Raw genomic sequence first — 17,193 nt, 5'->3', positions numbered from 1 at the left:
TTCTACACATTTCGCCTTGGCAAATGCTCCTGTAAAACAATATAACCTTCATAAGCTGTATAACCAAGTATAGCTATTAATCCGATATAACAAGCGAATACTGTCCATTTCGTTTTCGCATCAACTTTATAATAGTTTTCTTTTTGTACTTTTTCTTTTTCCCATTCATTTAATTGTCTTTCCGCTACTTCAAATGCCTCTCTGATGTGAATTGTATACTCGTCTTTTTCATCCTCATATGGAACATAATCTAGCGGCTCAAACTTCGGAAAAAGATGCTCTAGCACTTCCATTCTTTGAAGTTCCCCTGTTTTTAATTCTTTTTCATGCTCTCTTTGTCTTAATACATTCATCTCATGATGCATCATGTATATAGTCCGATGCACAGCACCAGTTTCTTTTAGTTCCTCTTCAAGCTTAGCAACATATTCTTTCATTCCATCAATTCTATAACCTAATTCTTTAATCGGCTCATCTCTCTTTATTACTCTATATAGTTCCATACAGCCGATAATGAAAATAAATCCTCCCAAAATACTTTTAAAGTAAATTGAATAGCCTAGCAATAAAACAAGCCCTGCTCCCCAAATTTTCGTACTTACCACTGAAATAATTCGGCCACCATCTAGCGGTGAAACGGGAATTAAATTAAAGAAATTAATCATACTTCCAAGCAAAATAACAAGTGCCCAAAACGGCTCTTTTGTGATCATATAAAGTGGAATAGCTGGTAAAAATGAAAGTAATCCGAAAAGAGGCCCCATATAAGCAATATACGCTTCATCTTTTGCGTTTTTCGGCATCTCTTTCATTCCAATAAGAGCCCCCATAAATGGAATGAAGATTGCCGGTGATGTAGGTATCCCTTTTCTTCTTGCCGCCCATAAATGACCCATTTCATGAACAAATAACAAATAAACAAGTGCTACTCCAAATTTCCAACCATATATAACTGCGTATGCACCAAGTGATAGAAACATACTAAATACAGTTGAAAACTTTGCTAATTTAAAGATTGCGAATACCCACTTTAGCTTAGATAGTAAAAATAACCCTATTGCAACAATAATTCCCCATAATCCTTTTTTATTATTTCTCATGTCCCTCTCCTTTATCTTATTGAAATGAGCTATATGCACCCATTTCAGTTTATTCTATTCTCTATTATGACACATTTTTTTCTTTTCTTAGAAATAATGTTTATATCATCCATTTTTAGACAAAAATACAAATGAAAGGAGGTGGATACAAATGAAATTACAATCTCTCATTATAGGTGCTCTCTCTTTCTTAGCCTCAACTCTTATTTTTTATACCGTTAGCTACCTATTATTATTAGATTGGTTGCCAAATCACTTATTCATCGCTCTTATTATTCTATCCGCTCTTATGATTTCATTTCTTATTACACGAAAATCCATAAATGAGCCATCTGCAAAAGCAAAGTAATAGAGAGGGGATTCTCTCCCCTCTCTATTATCATTTCCTAGGAAAGTCCATATAGACTTTCCTATTCACTTTATCTTTGTAAATCCATTTTTTCACCATACTCTTTAACAATTTGAATGATATTTTGAAAAACGCCTATTTTTTCTTTTTTATTATTTAATATTTTCAAATCATAATTTTCATAATATGTTTCTAATGCTTTTAATTGTGATAATGAAGCATCTTTTATCGGAACAGTAACATTCAATTCATACTGTTTATACCCTTCCTTTACTTTTTCACCTGAAATCATTTCACTCTCTTTTGCTCTAATTAATTTTTGAACCTTTTCCGGGAAAATCAATTGCAAATAATATTCTTGTTCCTTTGCTAACTTGTTGTAAAGTGATTGCGAAATTGTATAACGTACCTTATAATTCATTTTTTGATCCCCTGCTTTAATATGAAACGCTGTAATCTGCAAATCTTTTTTCGTTACTTCTGTTAAAGGATCAACCTGTATCTCATCTTCTTTTTGTTCTAGAATCTTTGGAAATATAGACAAAAGTTTTTCCGTATCTTTTTCGTTCAACATGTACATAGCCTTTTTATATTGTAGCCACCCTCGTCGATCTTCTCCTCTTAACCATGCATAATACGTTTCTTTTTTCCCATCTCTACTAATTTGTATTTCATATTCAGGTTCACCAAAGCTACCTGTTATTTCTTGTTTTTCCGCATTATTTATAATATCTATTACGGCCTTAACTTCTGACTCCTGTAACTTTTTCTCTTTATGTTTTTTTTGTATAACAGTTATCCCTATTGTTTCTTCCACTTCATTCACCGTCTCCTCTACTTGTTTCGTTTCTTTCTTTTGCTCTGCTTGACCACACGATGCTAATAAAATCACACATAAAACCATTACATACTTCACTTTCAACTCAATCCCTCTTTTCTAATAAGAAATCCTTATAACCTTCATATAAGAAACAAAAACATGAGATCATATTAAATAAGCTATACTATACACTGAAGGGAGGATTTTACAATGTCCATTAATTTTCATGATGCAAATAATAAGTACACATATGCAACTAGAAATGCCCATGTTTCTTGGGAGGAAATGATAAAAAACATTACAGATATACAAAACAAACAAATAATTGACATAGGCTGCGGCGGTGGTATTTACACGAAAGAACTTGCTTTTATGGGAGCCAAAAATGTTGTTGGACTTGATTTTTCAAAAGAGATATTACAAGCCGCAAAAGAAAATTGTAGCGGCTTCCCAAACATTTCATTCATTCACGGTGATGCACATAGCATCCCATATCCTAATGAAACATTCGACATAGTTATTTCGCGCGCAGTTATTCATCATTTACAAGACATTCCTACATTTTTACGTGAAGCTTCTCGTATATTAAAGAAAAACGGTGTACTTATTTTACAAGATCGAACCATTGAAGATTGTACAATTCCAGGAAGCCCTGAACACATTCGCGGATATTTTTTCTCAGTATTTCCAAAACTCATTGAAATCGAATCAAAAAGAAGACCAAAAACTGCTACTATACAGCAAGAATTACAAAAGCATTCTCTTCACGTGTTCCCTTCGCAAACACAATGGGAAGTACGAAAAATACACGATTCTGTAGAAGCATTACTACAAGACTTATCTCCTCGAACCGGACGATCCATTCTATACGAATTAACAGATCATGAGCTTGCTCAACTTCTACATCATATCCAAATCGCATTACAAAACATCTCTCCTATTATTGAAAGAGATCGGTGGACAATTTGGAGCGGCAGGAAATTGTAAGGAAGGAAGCCTCACAAATGAATGTGAGGCTTCCTTCTTTCATAATCTAATTTTGCAACACTCTTGATATCCTCCACTTCTGGCCTGTGCACTCCCACACTTCGGACATACTAAATATCTAGACTGATTTGTCAACAAACTACCTTTTTGAAAGAGTAAAACTTCTGCTTGTTTAAACGAACGCGAATAATATAACCACATAAAACCAATTATAGCAATAATGCCAAATAATACTCCCATCGCAAGCATTTCAGTCACCTCTTTTGGTTTGTTCTTTCCAGCAAGTGGATTGTTTTATTATTCTCTGTAAATTCTATTAATACCTTCTTTACTCCTATAAATATCAACTTTCTCTACAAATTTTACATTTCTCTACAACTATTCACTCCTGTTTTACACTTCATCATTTCCTTCACAATAACCAATATCATCTTCGATATTTCCGCATATACATATATCTTTCAAAAAACATATTGACTTTCAAAAAAAAACATGCAACAATACTGTCAGAATACTTGAACTAAAATTCATTGACGAGAACGAGTACGTTATAGGACTGTTCCCCAGAGAGTTGGCGATTTGCTGAAAGCCAACGTTCAGTGCGTAGCCGAAAATCATCTCCGAGAAGTAGAACCGAATGTTACAGTAAGTTCTTACCGGCTGTCCCCCGTTACAAGGAACACGTATCATGTTGTACGTTGCAAAGCCGTATACATATAGATTTATTTCTACATGTATAAATTAGGGTGGTATCGCGGGTAAATATAACTCGTCCCTTTCTTTAGGGGCGAGTTTTTTGTGTTCTTACAAATGAATTTTAAAAAAGGAGGAAAAAAAAACAATGAACACTGTATCAAAAAAACATATTTTTTTCACAGGTCTTATGCTATTTTCTTTATTTTTTGGGGCAGGTAATTTAATTTTCCCTCCCATGCTTGGACAAAATGCAGGTGAAAACTTTTGGCCTGCAATGATTGGATTTTTACTAACAGGAGTCGGCTTACCTTTATTAACTGTTATTGCAATTTCTTTATCAGGAAATGGTATGCAACAACTTGCAAGTCATGTTCACCCATTATTCGGAATTTTCTTTACCGTAGTTGTATATATTGCAATCGGTCCATCTATGGGGATTCCGCGCGTCGCTAACGTCGCCTACGAAATGGGTGTTAGTTCTTTCTTACCAGAAACAATTCGCTCTAGTAGCCTAGCGTTATTTTTATACACAGTCATCTTCTTTGCTATCGTATTTTGGCTTAGTTTAAATCCATCTAAACTTGTTGACCGTATCGGAAATATATTAACACCTATTTTATTACTCTCTATTTTCTTATTGTTTGTTAAAAGTGTATTTACACCACTTGGGCAATCCGGACAAGCAATGCAAGAATATCAAACTTCCCCAATCTTCAAAGGTTTTATGGAAGGATATTTAACGATGGATACTATTTCAGCACTTGCATTTGGGATTATCGTTGTAAATGCCATTCGCTCTAAAGGTGTGAATGATCGTAAAACCATTGCCATTGCAACAGCAAAAGCAGGATTTATTGCTGCTACCGGACTCGTACTTGTATATGGTGCACTTGGCTGGCTCGGTGCGACTAGCGTCTCTCTCGGATACGCAAAAAATGGTGGACAGCTACTTACTGTTATCGTACAACAACTATTCGGTCCATATGGTCTTCTTCTATTGTCTCTTATCGTTACACTCGCTTGCTTAACGACATGCGTTGGACTCGTATCTGCATGCAGTCAATATTTCGCAACATTATTGACTACATTCTCATATAAAGCATTCGCGAGTATCATTTGCGCATTAGGGTTACTAGTTGCTAACTTAGGTTTAACAAAAATTATCGCCATCTCTGTTCCAATTCTACTTGTTGTATATCCAATTGCGATTGTACTCGTTCTCCTATCGTTACTACATAAATATTTCGGCGGTTATCGATCTGTTTATGTAGGTGCTTTATTCGGGGCAGCAGTTGTGAGCGTATTTGACGGATTAAAACAAGGCGGTATTCCAGTTTCATTTATCACACCCTATTTTGAATTTATCCCTTTATATAATGAAGGAATAGGCTGGCTAGTACCAGCATTAGCCGGAGCTCTTATCGGCCTTACTATCGCTAAGCTAAGCGGTGCGAAAAAAGTTCCCCTACTAACCGAATCCAGCGAAGCAAAAGCATCCTAAAAAAACTCCCGAAAGGGAGTTTTTTTACATTTGATAAGCAGTATGATTAAAACTGCTTATTTTATACGCTTTCGTATAATATTCAATATTTGTATCAACTGTTTCTACTTTGACAACATCATAGCAATCTTCTTGCTTTACTAAAAATAAATAATACTCTTCTGTCGCCTCAATAATTGCAATTTTATCTGTTTCAACATTATATTGTTCACAAAGCGCTTGTAATGCGTTCACATAGTCCCCTAATTTTTTAGACTTATCCATTCCGAATATAGTTTGAACTAACATATACATTCTCCCCTCTGTATGTACTGTTAACAACTTAATGATAACGCTTACATTATTTATCGTCAATAAAAAGATGCAACGATTTTACTGCCAAATCCAAATTGATGCAAGCTAATAATCAGCGAGGAATCTCCCCCGCTGATTAAAATTTCACTTTCCCCCGCATTAACGGGCAGTAAGACTCCCCCCTCAAAATTCAGCGAATACGAGGAAGGTAAGCGGGAGATAACTGCCCGTAAAAGCCCGATTGGTGAAGGCCAATAATCAGTAGGAATAACCCCCCACTGATTAAAGTTTCACTTTATCATTTCGTTAATTGATGTCTAAATGCATAAATAACCGCCTGTGTACGATCACTTACATTTAGCTTATTTAATATGTTACTCACATGTGTCTTTACTGTTTTGAGGGCAATAAATAACTCATCTGCAATCTCTTGATTACTTTTCCCCTCTGCAATTAATAACAAAATTTCAGACTCTCTTTCTGTTAACTCCTCATGTAAAGGTTGTTCTTTTTTCTGGCGCATACGAGACATCATTTTGCCAGTAACTTTCGGCTCTAATACCGTTTCTCCATCATAAGTAGCTCTTACAGCGTCTGCAATATCACTTGCTCGGGATGTTTTTAATAAATAACTTGTCGCTCCTGCCTCGATAACAGGATATAGCTTTTCATCATCTAAAAAGCTCGTTACAACTACAATTTTCGCTTCTGGCCATTCTTGAATAATAGCACGTGTCGCTTCAACCCCGTCCATTTCATCCATAACAAGATCCATTAAAATAATATCTGGTCTTAATTGCAACGCTAGCTCTGAACCTTTTCTTCCATTTTCAGCTTCACCAACTACTTCAATATCTGGCTGCGTTGATAAATATGCTGATACTCCCATTCGAACCATTTCATGATCATCAACTAGTAATACTTTTATCATGATTCTCCCCCTTTCTCAATCATAATTGGCACTTTCACTTCAATTTGCGTACCTTTTGCCGGAAAGCTAAGTACTTTTAATGTTCCACCAATTTCATGAACACGCTCTTGCATTGATCGTAAACCGTATGAACCCGCTTTATTCACTCCCACTTCAAAGCCAACACCGTCATCAATAATTTTTAAAATCGCATATTGATCTATTTTACGAAGACGTACTTCCGTTTTCTTTGCCTTCGCATGTCGTAACGTGTTTGATAGAGCTTCTTGTACAATACGGAATAAATGATCTTCTACACCTTTTTTTAATTCAATTGGCTCAATTAACCATTCAATTTTCATATGTTGCTTTCTAGACAGTTCTGTTAATAATTCTTCTATACCCTCTGTTAACTTCTTACCTTCTAACTGTACTGGGCGTAGATGTAAGAGCAATGCTCTCATTTCTGATTGTGCATTTACGACCATATTTTCAACAAGTTGTAATTGTTTTTTTGTCGTGTCTGGAATTTCAGCTACTTGTTCATTAATGGCTGACATCATCATCGACATTGCAAAAAGCTGCTGACTTACTGAATCATGCAGTTCCCTTGCTAATCTATGCCTTTCTTGAGAAATCGCCTCTTGCCTCATCTCTTCATTCCAATGGGCTCGTTCATTCGTTACTTTTTGAAATAATCCCGCTTGCTCCTCTAATCGACGAGCAAGGCCGATTACTTTTCGTTCCACTTCATGGAATTCATCATCCGCAGTAAATGAAACATCGTTCGGAAAATTCCCTCGTTCTACTTCAAATAGAAACGTATTTAATCCTTGTATACGCTGCTCAATATAATAGCCGATTGCATATCCTATAATCCCCCCGATAAGGAGACTTGTGCTCATAATAAACAAGCCAATTGGAACAGAAGCGATGGATTCTTCCCATAATAAATCATAAACTTGTTGCTCGCTTTTCCATACATACACAATTGTACAAATAAGTGCGATACTCACTGAGGATAACATCGAATAACGAATATACATCCACGAAATATTTTTTTGTTTTTTCATTATACTTTCCTCACTTCCGTATCACCTACTACAAGTGAAGAAATGATTTTTATACGACGAGGAGCTTCTTTATACTGTTCTGTTCTAAATGTAACATTACGATTAAAACCTGTTTCTTCATGCCCTGGCAGGAGTACTCGCCCAACAATTACAGAATGATTTAAAGACAATTCAATATCATACGGTACATATAAACGAATGTTACCAACGACACCTCGAATAACAATTACCGTTTCCCCCTCCGGAATCATAGCAGTTGTTAAATCAATCTCGACATCACAAGCACCATATTGGACGTTAATATCTTCAAGTTCATAAATATGATCCATCATTCGTACATTACCTACGAACATATTTTTTATATACGGTTCTGTACGATATATTTGTTTTTCTTCATCTATATATCCCTTTTCTTTAATTTCAACTTTCATTACTTTTTGCTGATGTCCTTGTTGAATCAGTTGATAACCAATTAAAGCTAAACAAGCAAATACGACAAGTACAAACGCTGCTGATGAAAATAAGAAGAATAAGAATACTATACCACCGACAAATAAAAATACATTCCCTCTTACGTAACGATTCTTCTTTCGATAATGTCTTCCAAACATAAGCATAATAAATGCAAAAATTAGACCACCCGGTTCAAAATGTCCAAGTATCATATCAAGAAATAGACCGAATCCAAATATGATGAGGAGCATCCCCATTAATTGTGTTTTTGAAAAGCGCTTCTTCATTTCAGCTCCCCCCCTCCTTGTCACATATACATAGAAGAAAAGGCATTGCTTTCCAACACCTTTTCTCCTATCACTATATCATAAGCCTGTTTTATAATATACTACAATTATTTTGTTACTTCTTTCGTTAACGATACTTCATTTTTCTCTTTCATTTCACGCTCAAGCTTTGCAATTTTCATATCAAATGTATCACGCTCATGCTCTTCATTTATACGAAGCTCTATGTCACGAATATGATCTTCAATTTCTTCGAATCGTAAGAACGGATTATTTTCATCCATTTTATGAATAGCAGTATTCATACGGCGGTTTGCATGCGCCATATTTTCACGAGCCATTAATTCCATACGCTTTGCGTTCATTTCTTTTAATTTATTTTTCATTTCTGAAAGACGACGCTCTAACTCATCAATTTGCTCTACAACACCAGCATACATTTCTTCTAAGCGAGTTACTTGCCCTTCATAATACGCCACTTCTTCTAATGCACGTTCATGCAGTTGTAATTCGCCTGCTTCTTGAGCAATGATAGCTTGCTTTGATCTTTTGTTAACAAAATAGCGTGCTTGCTCAAGCTCACGAGCGAAGTTAGATTTTAATGTTTTATGACGCTGAATTAACTTCTCAATTTTTGTTATTTCACGCTCACTATCGCGTAAATATTGGTTTAACATTGCAATTGGATTTTTTCTTTCTTTCTCATCTAACACATTATGAAAATCAGCTAAAATTGCATCGCGTACACGTCCGAATAAAGATTGTTTCATTATAAATCTTCCTCTCTTCTACTTTATTTATAATTTATTGTTTTATTGGTTTATTGTTTTAGTTTTTCATTAATTTGTTCCACTCATCTTCAAAGTTGCTATATGGTTTAGAACTTTCTGAAGCTGAATCAACAACTACATCTTTTTCTTTTTTCCATTCACGGTATCCGTAGTACAAAACTACCAATGCAGCGATACCAATTAATGCTGGTGAATGAGAAAGTGCAATGGATAAACCGATTAAACCAACAATGCCCCAAGCTAGCTTTCCAAAAAATGATTTAGCTCGCACAAATGATTTATAGCTCCAGTACACAACTCCTGCTCCGATTGCGAATCCTACAATACCAGCAAGACTACCAAGAGCAATTAAAGCCAAAATACCGGCCGCGATAAACGCTAGAAATTGTTTCATCTTGTGCTTGCCTCCCTTCGATTTGATACTCTTATCTTAACTATTTTTTCATTTTTCCATAACGAGCTTAAGAACCGTTTTCAACTCAGACTTAAGACCGAGATACATTCAGCCTTCTGTAAAAAACATAAGGTAGAATAGGATGATTCACTCTTTTACCACACATAAAAAAAACGTGCAGAGAATATTCTCTGCACGGTTTCAATTACTAAAGTTATCATTCATATTAAATTATGCTGTTTTATGATACTCTTTTTTCTCCGCCACTTTCGAAAACTTCGGAAATCCAATCAAAATCGAAACAATTCCACATACCCCAACTAAAATTGGATAAAATGCATACGGTAACAGTTCAATCGGAGATAAAGCAGCAAACCCTGCCGCAGTTAACATTTGAGCACCATACGGAATTAATCCTTGCACACAACATGAGAAAAGGTCTAATACACTTGCTGATTTACGGGGATCAATTTCATATTGATCTGCAATGTTTTTCGCAAGCGGGCCTGTAAAGATAATTGAAATCGTATTATTCGCTGTACACATATTCGTCATACTCACTAAACCAGCAATACCGAACTCTGCGCCTTTTTTCGAACGAATATTACGCGTTAAAAGATTCATTAAATATTGAATCCCACCATTATATTGAATTAGTTCAACCATACCTCCGATTAAAATAGCAAGTAATACTAACTCCATCATACCGCCCATTCCAGTCGTTACACTTTTAAAGAAACTCTCCAACGTGTAACTTCCATCTATAAGACCGATAGCGCCAGATAATACAGTTCCACCAGTTAACACAATAAGTACATTCCAGCCAAGTAGCGCGGTAATAAGTACTCCTGCATACGGTAAAATCTTTATCCAATCAAAACTATGAGCTTTAACCTGCGTATCACTTCCTGAAGTAATTATTACTAATAGTACAATTGTAATAATAGCAGCTGGCAATACAATTAAAAAGTTCGTTTTAAACTTATCTTTCATTTCTGTTCCTTGCGAACGAACAGCTGCGATTGTTGTATCTGAAATAAATGATAAATTATCACCAAACATCGCTCCACCAACAACAGTAGCCATCGTAAGTGCAATTGAGATATCAGTTTGTCCACTAATACCTACAGCAATCGGTGCTAACGCTGCAATTGTTCCCATTGAAGTTCCCATCGCTAATGAAATAAACGCACCTATAACAAAAATTCCAGCTACGATAAATCCTGGTGGCAAAATAGTTAACGCTAAATTAACAGTTGAGTCTACTCCGCCCATTCCTTTTGCTGTTTCAGAAAATGCACCTGCAAGTACAAAAATTAATACCATAATCATAATATCCGGATTTCCTGCACCTTTAGCGAATCTTTCTACTTTCACATTAAAACTTTCTTTACGATTCATCACCAAAGCAATTCCTACAGCAATTGAAATCGCTACAAGTATCGGCAATTTATAGAAATCACCCGTAATAATTCCAGAACCAATAAATAGTGCTAAAAATATCCCAAGTGGTAATAAAGCTAAACCATTTCCTCTCGTTTCTTTCAAAGTACCATCTCTCCCTAGTTTCAACCTTTTTTCTAATGAATAACAAAAGACCTCTTCCAACGAGAAGAGGTCTTATACATCTATAAGGAACGCTCTTCTCATCTTTCAAGCACATGCTTGCTGGATTTGGCACAGCACTCTAAAATCGAGTCCGCTGCCGAGGCATCGTAGGGCCAGTCCCTCCGCCTCTCTTTATAAGAAGGTTTCATATTTATTTTTTAATAATAATTTCTTCCCTAACTTTACTCGCTTACAAAACAAAAGTCAATTATTTTTTGTATAGATTTTTTTGGTAATTATACAAAAATATGAATACACCCATCATTTTAACTTTTCGATTTCTTTATCTAATATTGAAATCCAATAAAATTCACTATTGTTTATCGCTTCCATGATCCATTTCGTTGTTTGCCAGGCTAATTCATATTCTTCCTTTGTAACATCACTATTTTTATAAGCGTCCTCTAACTCATCTTCATCCAATACATACATCTTACCATTCGGCAATAGCACTACATCTAAATATAAATCATCAAAATACGGTAAACCCCGGTCGTCTATTTCGTATTCTTTCGTCACATCAATATAATATTGTACTAAATTCCCCTTATTATCTAACATAGCTGTAATCGCAAAGTTTTTCCCTTTTATGAAATACTGAATCCACGTATACTCATTACCTGCGATACAAATTTCTTTACCATCATATTCTTTATAACTAGGTTCTCTCACCTTTTTTATGTCCAGTATTCCTAGCATGCCCTCTTCTACTTGCTTAACCATATAATCCTTCTCTATTAGTCGCTTCCACGAAGAACCGTCACCATATTTACGTTTCATTACGCCCGCTCCTCTTCTATATATAGAAAAGCTCCCACATATATTATGTGAGAGCTTGTTCATATTATAATTAAGCTGCTTGACCCTTTTCAGATATCTCTTTTAAATAGGCTTGTCCTTTTTCAGCGTCATATTGACCTTCCCACTTAGACATAACTACAGCTGCTAAAGAGTTACCTACAACGTTAACTGCTGTACGAGCCATATCTAGAATACGGTCAATACCTGCAATAAAGGCTAAACCTTCTGCTGGAATACCTACTGTACCAAGCGTTGCTAATAATACAACGAATGATACGCCCGGTACACCTGCGATACCTTTTGATGTAACCATTAATACAAGTAATAATGTAATTTGTTGAGAAATAGATAAATCAATACCGTACATTTGTGCTAAGAAAATAGCCGCAATTGCTTGATATAAAGTTGATCCATCTAAGTTAAATGAATAACCTGTCGGAATAACGAAAGATGTAATTGCTTTCGGACAACCGAACTTTTCCATTTTCTCCATGATTTTCGGTAAAACTGTTTCTGAACTTGCTGTAGAATACGCTAAGATCAGCTCGTCTTTTAAAATCTTAAAGAATTGGAAAATGTTAATTCCAAATATTTTCGCTGTAAGTCCTAAGACAACTACAACGAAGAAGATCATCGCTCCGTATACTACAATTAGTAATTTCCCTAACGGAATTAATGAAGCTAAACCGAATGTAGAAACTGTAACACCAATTAATGCGAATACACCAAATGGTGCAAACTTCATAACTTGGTTCGTTACGTAAAACATTGCGTCTGCTACACCTTGGAAAAATTGTAGAACTGGTTTACCACGTTCACCAATTGCTGCTACACCTAAACCAAATAATACAGAGAAGAAAATAATAGCAAGCATATCACCATCAGCTAATGATTTCATAATGTTCGTCGGAACAATATTTACAAACGTATCCGCAAACGAATGACTTTGTACTTGCTCTGTCGTATGTGTATATTTAGAAATATCTGTTTTTGTTAACTTATCCATATCAACGCCTTTTCCAGGTTGGAAAATGTTCGCTATTAATAGACCCACTACAATTGCAAGTGTTGTAATAATTTCAAAGTAAATAATTGTTTTTCCGCCTAGTCGACCTAACTTCTTAACATCGCCAACACCAGCAACCCCAACAACAATACTTGCTACAACAATCGGTACAACGATCATTTTAATTAATCGGATGAAAACATCACCAATTGGTTGTAAGTACTTCGCAACTGCTGGATTATCAAAGAAAATCGCACCAACTGCAATACCTAACGCAAGACCTATTAATATTTGCCATGCAAGTCCTATTCTTTTCATATTTGTTGTAACCCCCTCTTCGATGTATCACTCTATCCCTCATTCTATCTCTATAAAACTAAGAAATTAAGAGTATTATATATTATTCGACAATTCACTACATTTTGTCCCTGTTAAAAATCATAAATCAAAAAATTAAATCTGACAACAAAATAACTTTTCCCGAACGCAAATAATTTTCTTGACAAAAATAAAACCCATGTCAGAAAACCTAACATGAGAACGATTCCTTACTAGTGTTTAATTGACTCCCTACATAATTTTTCGCTATATACAACAATTCCGTTTATTCCTTTATTTTATAAAAATACCTAAATATACCTTTATTTCATATATAAAAAAATATAACTTTCATGACAATTACTGTTGAAAAATGATAAATTCCGACAAAACTTAGCAATTTTATAAAATTTTCTTTACATTATGATTACAACGATAGACACACTTCTTCTTATGATATATAACATTCATAGGGAAAGGAGCCAGACAACCATGAAAAAGAAATTTGCAGCGTTTAGTGTTTTAGCAGCAGGAACGATTTTTGCTTCCCCATTACTTTCACCCGTATACGCTGAAACAAATCAAGATAAATTATCGAATATACAATCAGAATTAGACGGCAAACAAAATGACTTACAAAATAAATCAGCTGAGAAAGAACAAATAGAAAAAGAAATCCAAGATTTACAGAAAAAAATCGACGAATTAACTACTTCTATTAATAAAAACGAGGCTGAATTAAACGATACAAAAAAAGAAATTAGCAAAACACAACAAGTAATTGCTGACAAAAAGAAACATATAGAACAATTACAAACAAACATAGATACACGTCAGGAAGTTATTAAACAACGATTACAATCTATGCAAGAAAAACCACGTACAAACATCATTACAGAGGTATTAACAAACTCTGCAAACATTGCTGACCTTATTGATAATATGTACTCCGTCAGTTTAATTTTAAACAATGATACAGATATTGTGAAAAAACAAACAACTGATCAAAATGCTGTGGCGACAGAAAAAGAGGCTGTTGAGAAAAAAGAACAACAACTAAAAGAGGCCGAACAAAAATTAATCCAAAAACAACAAGAGCTACAAACAAACCAGCAACAGCAACAATCATTTATTAATGATCTACATACGAAAGTAGCAAAAGTAGATTCAGAGATTGAAGGACTAGAAGAATCAAAAGGCATTTTAGAAAATCAGCGTCAAGCTGTTCAAAAAGCAATTGAAGAAGAAAAACGTGCAGAAGAGGCTCGTAAAGCCGAGGAAGCCCGCAAGGCAGAAGAAGCTAAACAAGCTACTACATCTGCTCAAAAAGCTCAAGCTGCTTCACCGCCACACGATACAAATACTGGCGGCTTTATTAAACCAGCAGCTGGATCAAAAACTTCTGGGTTTGGTACACGTTCTTTAGATAACCATAAAGGTATCGATATTGCCGCTTCGGGAACGGTTCCAATTATTGCTGCTGCAGATGGTGTAGTTATCCGCTCGGAATTCTCATCTAGTTACGGAAATGTTGTGTACTTATCTCACCGTATAAACGGAAAGACATACACGACAGTATATGCACATATGAGTAGCCGTTCTGTATCAAATGGACAAACTGTAAAACAAGGCACTCAACTTGGATTCATGGGGAATACTGGCCAATCATACGGGCAACATTTACACTTCGAACTTCACCTTGGAGAATGGAATGTCGGCAAGACAAACGCAGTTGATCCATCTTCATATATCGGATTATAAAAAACTCGGTGCATACCGAGTTTTTTCTTTACACTTCACACACTATAGGCATTCTACATAGACTATAACTAAATGCCTATTGGTTACGGGGTGATCAAAGATGGATACACAATTACAACAAAAAATAGAAGAAGCTAGAGAAACGTATATTGGCCGGTTATTTACATTTGGCGGCTCAGCATTGTTTTTAATCGGTTCTTTCATCGCAGTTGTCACAGCTTATAAAGCATATAACCGCTTATTAAATACTCCTGCAACATAATAAAAAGACGGAGGAATCTCCGTCTTTTTATTATGCAAACATTTTAAATACGCCTATCGCATTTAAAAATACGATAATTACAGTTACTGGAATAACATAACGAAGCAAGAAGAACCAAATGTTAAATAACGTCTTCCCTTTCGTTTCCGTAACTTCTAATTCTTTCATTAATAACTCTTTACTCATTTTATTTGGTACAAATAGCGAAATAGCTAGTACCCCTAGCGGCAGCAATACATTACTTACCGAGAAGTCGACGAAATCAAAGAATGTTTTCCCAAATATTTTCACATCACTCATAATTCCAAACGATAATGCTGACGGAATTCCAACTGCAAAAATAAGAATACCAATTAATAATGATGCTGAAGGACGCTTCTTTTCATTACCTTTCGCAACAGATGCTACTACAATTTCAAGCATTGAAATAGCTGATGTTAAAGTCGCAAAGAAGAATAAAATTAAAAACATAATAAAGAAAAATTGTCCAAATGGTATTTTTGCAAATACGGCTGGAAGGACGATAAACAGTAATCCCGGTCCTTCCGTCGGTTTAACTCCTAATGCGAAAATCGCTGGGAAAATCGCTAATCCCGCAAGTACTGTAACGAAAACAGTTAAACTTACAATAGATGTTGCTGATTTCGCTAAATGTTCTTCTTTCTTTAAATACGAACTATACGTTACCATTACCGAGGCACCTACTGTTAGTGAGAAGAAAGATTGTCCCATCGCATATAAAATCGTATCTGCTGTAAGCTTTGAAAAGTCAGGTTTTAAGAAGAACTCTACTCCAGCAAAAGCACCATCAAGTGTCAACGCACGAATAATAATCGCGATAAATAAAATAAATAATAATGGCATCATATACTTACTTGCCTTTTCTATACCTTTCTCTACACCTTTACTTACGACAAAAATAGTACAAAGCATAAAGATAAATTGCGCTCCAATCGCACTTACTGGATTTGAAATCGCCTCACCAAACACACTCGCATAATCGACAACACCATTCCAGAAACTACCTGTAACACTGTAGTATAAATACAGTAAAATCCATCCACCTACAACACTATAGAAAGAGAGTACACTAAAACATGTTACAACTCCCATACGACCAATCCAAGGATATACTTTACTATTTGGCACTAATACTTTATACGCTGTAACTGCCTCTTTTTGTGTACTACGACCAATAACAAATTCTGCTAGTAATAGCGGCATCCCAATAAATAAAGTTAATAGTAAGAAGACTAGGAAGAATGCGCCTCCCCCGCCATTACCTGCAACATATGGAAATTTCCATATCGCACCAAGACCTACTGCTGCTCCGGCTGCTGCGAGTACAAAGCCTATTTTCGACGTCCATTGCTGTGTTTCTTTCATCATAAATTCCCCTTTTCTGAATATTTAAACTTTTAACAATTATACACTTTCATTTCATACTCGCACACCTCCTTTAGAAAATAAAAAAGTCCCCTACACGCAAATATGCATGTAGAGGACGATATATGTAATGTAAATACCGTGGTACCACCTCAATTGGACTGATAAATCCCACTTGTTCAAGTACAGGAATAATTCCGATACTCTATCCTTTTAACGGCGGAACCCGGGTTGCCTACTACAATGTTCAACATACCTCTCGCAAGCCCATTCTGTATATTTTATCGTACCGGGCTCACACCTTACCCCAGCTCTCTGAACGCATCAAATATACGTACTCTTCTTGCTCATCGATTTCATCTATTGAAGTTACTTGTGATTATAAATTATATTTTT

18 protein-coding genes, 1 riboswitch and 2 other annotated features are annotated in these 17,193 nt (G+C 35.4%); of the genes, 5 read left to right on the top strand and 13 right to left on the bottom strand.

All coding sequences use genetic code 11. The annotated features are described in order from the left end of the window. Positions 1-2: 2 nt before the first annotated feature. A complete protein-coding gene (locus ACS2MN_RS11260; protein WP_087949110.1) occupies positions 3-1,100 on the bottom strand; it encodes a site-2 protease family protein in 1,098 nt (365 codons plus the stop codon). A gap of 151 nt (positions 1,101-1,251) precedes the next feature. On the opposite strand from ACS2MN_RS11260, the gene ACS2MN_RS11255 reads away from it, so the two are divergent. Next, complete coding sequence (locus tag ACS2MN_RS11255; protein WP_000776283.1) at positions 1,252-1,449, top strand: hypothetical protein; 198 nt, start codon at positions 1,252-1,254, stop codon at positions 1,447-1,449. A gap of 70 nt (positions 1,450-1,519) precedes the next feature. Here ACS2MN_RS11255 and ACS2MN_RS11250 read toward each other — a convergent pair whose 3' ends face one another. Next, positions 1,520-2,371 (bottom strand): hypothetical protein, encoded by an 852-nt coding sequence (locus ACS2MN_RS11250; protein ID WP_000865658.1) that lies wholly within the window; start codon positions 2,369-2,371, stop codon positions 1,520-1,522. A gap of 108 nt (positions 2,372-2,479) precedes the next feature. Between ACS2MN_RS11250 and ACS2MN_RS11245 the strand changes: the two genes are divergently transcribed. Then, on the top strand, positions 2,480-3,256 hold the full coding sequence (locus ACS2MN_RS11245; protein ID WP_000026265.1) for a class I SAM-dependent methyltransferase: 777 nt from the start codon (positions 2,480-2,482) through the stop codon (positions 3,254-3,256). 39 nt (positions 3,257-3,295) lie between these two features. On the opposite strand, the gene ACS2MN_RS11240 is transcribed toward ACS2MN_RS11245, so the two are convergent. After that, positions 3,296-3,505, bottom strand: a complete 210-nt coding sequence (locus tag ACS2MN_RS11240) for a hypothetical protein (protein WP_000880630.1) — start codon at positions 3,503-3,505, stop codon at positions 3,296-3,298. 272 nt (positions 3,506-3,777) lie between these two features. Continuing rightward, positions 3,778-4,036: a binding site (T-box leader), on the top strand. A 61-nt stretch (positions 4,037-4,097) separates the two neighbouring features. Here ACS2MN_RS11240 and brnQ3 point away from each other — a divergent pair. Further along, positions 4,098-5,453: a branched-chain amino acid transport system II carrier protein BrnQ3 gene (brnQ3, locus tag ACS2MN_RS11235; RefSeq protein WP_033661247.1), complete on the top strand. Its 1,356-nt coding sequence runs from the start codon at positions 4,098-4,100 to the stop codon at positions 5,451-5,453. A 24-nt stretch (positions 5,454-5,477) separates the two neighbouring features. Here the strand turns inward: brnQ3 and ACS2MN_RS11230 are convergent, their stop codons facing one another. The 9 genes from ACS2MN_RS11230 to gltP all read right to left on the bottom strand — a co-directional run bounded on the left by ACS2MN_RS11230 (position 5,478) and on the right by gltP (position 13,388). Further along, positions 5,478-5,816, bottom strand: coding sequence for a DUF3922 domain-containing protein (locus ACS2MN_RS11230; RefSeq protein ID WP_131202359.1), 339 nt, complete (start codon positions 5,814-5,816; stop codon positions 5,478-5,480). Positions 5,817-6,045: 229 nt separating this feature from the next. Next, the gene (locus tag ACS2MN_RS11225) at positions 6,046-6,678 is read right to left on the bottom strand and encodes a response regulator (RefSeq protein WP_000598709.1); all 633 of its coding nucleotides are present in this window, start codon (positions 6,676-6,678) and stop codon (positions 6,046-6,048) included. Further along, a complete protein-coding gene (locus ACS2MN_RS11220; RefSeq protein ID WP_000744314.1) occupies positions 6,675-7,730 on the bottom strand; it encodes a sensor histidine kinase in 1,056 nt (351 codons plus the stop codon). The genes ACS2MN_RS11225 and ACS2MN_RS11220 overlap by 4 nt, the downstream gene beginning before the upstream one ends. Further along, complete coding sequence (gene liaF, locus ACS2MN_RS11215) at positions 7,730-8,470, bottom strand: cell wall-active antibiotics response protein LiaF (RefSeq protein ID WP_000745642.1); 741 nt, start codon at positions 8,468-8,470, stop codon at positions 7,730-7,732. The genes ACS2MN_RS11220 and liaF overlap by 1 nt, the downstream gene beginning before the upstream one ends. A gap of 107 nt (positions 8,471-8,577) precedes the next feature. Beyond that, positions 8,578-9,240 carry a PspA/IM30 family protein gene (locus ACS2MN_RS11210; RefSeq protein WP_000814140.1) on the bottom strand — a complete coding sequence of 221 codons (663 nt, stop codon included), beginning with the start codon at positions 9,238-9,240 and terminating at the stop codon, positions 8,578-8,580. A 58-nt stretch (positions 9,241-9,298) separates the two neighbouring features. Continuing rightward, positions 9,299-9,655, bottom strand: coding sequence for a lmo0954 family membrane protein (locus ACS2MN_RS11205; protein WP_000808637.1), 357 nt, complete (start codon positions 9,653-9,655; stop codon positions 9,299-9,301). 231 nt (positions 9,656-9,886) lie between these two features. Next, entirely contained in the window at positions 9,887-11,203 is a 1,317-nt protein-coding gene (locus ACS2MN_RS11200) for a Na+/H+ antiporter NhaC family protein (RefSeq protein WP_000665472.1), read from the bottom strand. Positions 11,204-11,298: 95 nt separating this feature from the next. Next, a riboswitch (SAM riboswitch) is annotated at positions 11,299-11,404 on the bottom strand. Between the two features lie 120 nt (positions 11,405-11,524). Beyond that, entirely contained in the window at positions 11,525-12,043 is a 519-nt protein-coding gene (locus ACS2MN_RS11195; protein WP_000824636.1) for a DUF402 domain-containing protein, read from the bottom strand. Between the two features lie 70 nt (positions 12,044-12,113). After that, positions 12,114-13,388 carry a glutamate/aspartate:proton symporter GltP gene (gltP, locus tag ACS2MN_RS11190; RefSeq protein WP_000821124.1) on the bottom strand — a complete coding sequence of 425 codons (1,275 nt, stop codon included), beginning with the start codon at positions 13,386-13,388 and terminating at the stop codon, positions 12,114-12,116. 492 nt (positions 13,389-13,880) lie between these two features. On the opposite strand from gltP, the gene ACS2MN_RS11185 reads away from it, so the two are divergent. Then, positions 13,881-15,149, top strand: a complete 1,269-nt coding sequence (locus tag ACS2MN_RS11185; RefSeq protein WP_000726072.1) for a murein hydrolase activator EnvC family protein — start codon at positions 13,881-13,883, stop codon at positions 15,147-15,149. A 100-nt stretch (positions 15,150-15,249) separates the two neighbouring features. Beyond that, entirely contained in the window at positions 15,250-15,411 is a 162-nt protein-coding gene (locus ACS2MN_RS11180; RefSeq protein ID WP_000380941.1) for a hypothetical protein, read from the top strand. Between the two features lie 30 nt (positions 15,412-15,441). Here ACS2MN_RS11180 and ACS2MN_RS11175 read toward each other — a convergent pair whose 3' ends face one another. Then, positions 15,442-16,797 carry a sodium-dependent transporter gene (locus ACS2MN_RS11175; RefSeq protein WP_000665454.1) on the bottom strand — a complete coding sequence of 452 codons (1,356 nt, stop codon included), beginning with the start codon at positions 16,795-16,797 and terminating at the stop codon, positions 15,442-15,444. Positions 16,798-16,908: 111 nt separating this feature from the next. Beyond that, positions 16,909-17,157 (bottom strand) — a binding site (T-box leader). Positions 17,158-17,193 lie beyond the last annotated feature (36 nt).

It is taken from the genome of Bacillus cereus group sp. BceL062, assembly GCF_051780025.1.
Lineage (GTDB): Bacteria > Bacillota > Bacilli > Bacillales > Bacillaceae_G > Bacillus_A > Bacillus_A toyonensis.
Note: the sequence above shows the minus strand (reverse complement) of the source record. Positions and strands in the feature narration are given on the sequence as shown.

Coding starts and splice junctions, on each gene's coding strand:
- ACS2MN_RS11260 (WP_087949110.1), bottom strand. CDS start 1,100: ATGAGAAATAATAAAAAAGGATTATGGGGAATTATTGTTGCAATAGGG.
- ACS2MN_RS11255 (WP_000776283.1), top strand. CDS start 1,252: ATGAAATTACAATCTCTCATTATAGGTGCTCTCTCTTTCTTAGCCTCA.
- ACS2MN_RS11245 (WP_000026265.1), top strand. CDS start 2,480: ATGTCCATTAATTTTCATGATGCAAATAATAAGTACACATATGCAACT.
- ACS2MN_RS11240 (WP_000880630.1), bottom strand. CDS start 3,505: ATGCTTGCGATGGGAGTATTATTTGGCATTATTGCTATAATTGGTTTT.
- brnQ3 (WP_033661247.1), top strand. CDS start 4,098: ATGAACACTGTATCAAAAAAACATATTTTTTTCACAGGTCTTATGCTA.
- ACS2MN_RS11225 (WP_000598709.1), bottom strand. CDS start 6,678: ATGATAAAAGTATTACTAGTTGATGATCATGAAATGGTTCGAATGGGA.
- ACS2MN_RS11220 (WP_000744314.1), bottom strand. CDS start 7,730: ATGAAAAAACAAAAAAATATTTCGTGGATGTATATTCGTTATTCGATG.
- liaF (WP_000745642.1), bottom strand. CDS start 8,470: ATGAAGAAGCGCTTTTCAAAAACACAATTAATGGGGATGCTCCTCATC.
- ACS2MN_RS11210 (WP_000814140.1), bottom strand. CDS start 9,240: ATGAAACAATCTTTATTCGGACGTGTACGCGATGCAATTTTAGCTGAT.
- ACS2MN_RS11205 (WP_000808637.1), bottom strand. CDS start 9,655: ATGAAACAATTTCTAGCGTTTATCGCGGCCGGTATTTTGGCTTTAATT.
- ACS2MN_RS11195 (WP_000824636.1), bottom strand. CDS start 12,043: ATGAAACGTAAATATGGTGACGGTTCTTCGTGGAAGCGACTAATAGAG.
- gltP (WP_000821124.1), bottom strand. CDS start 13,388: ATGAAAAGAATAGGACTTGCATGGCAAATATTAATAGGTCTTGCGTTA.
- ACS2MN_RS11185 (WP_000726072.1), top strand. CDS start 13,881: ATGAAAAAGAAATTTGCAGCGTTTAGTGTTTTAGCAGCAGGAACGATT.
- ACS2MN_RS11180 (WP_000380941.1), top strand. CDS start 15,250: ATGGATACACAATTACAACAAAAAATAGAAGAAGCTAGAGAAACGTAT.
- ACS2MN_RS11175 (WP_000665454.1), bottom strand. CDS start 16,797: ATGAAAGAAACACAGCAATGGACGTCGAAAATAGGCTTTGTACTCGCA.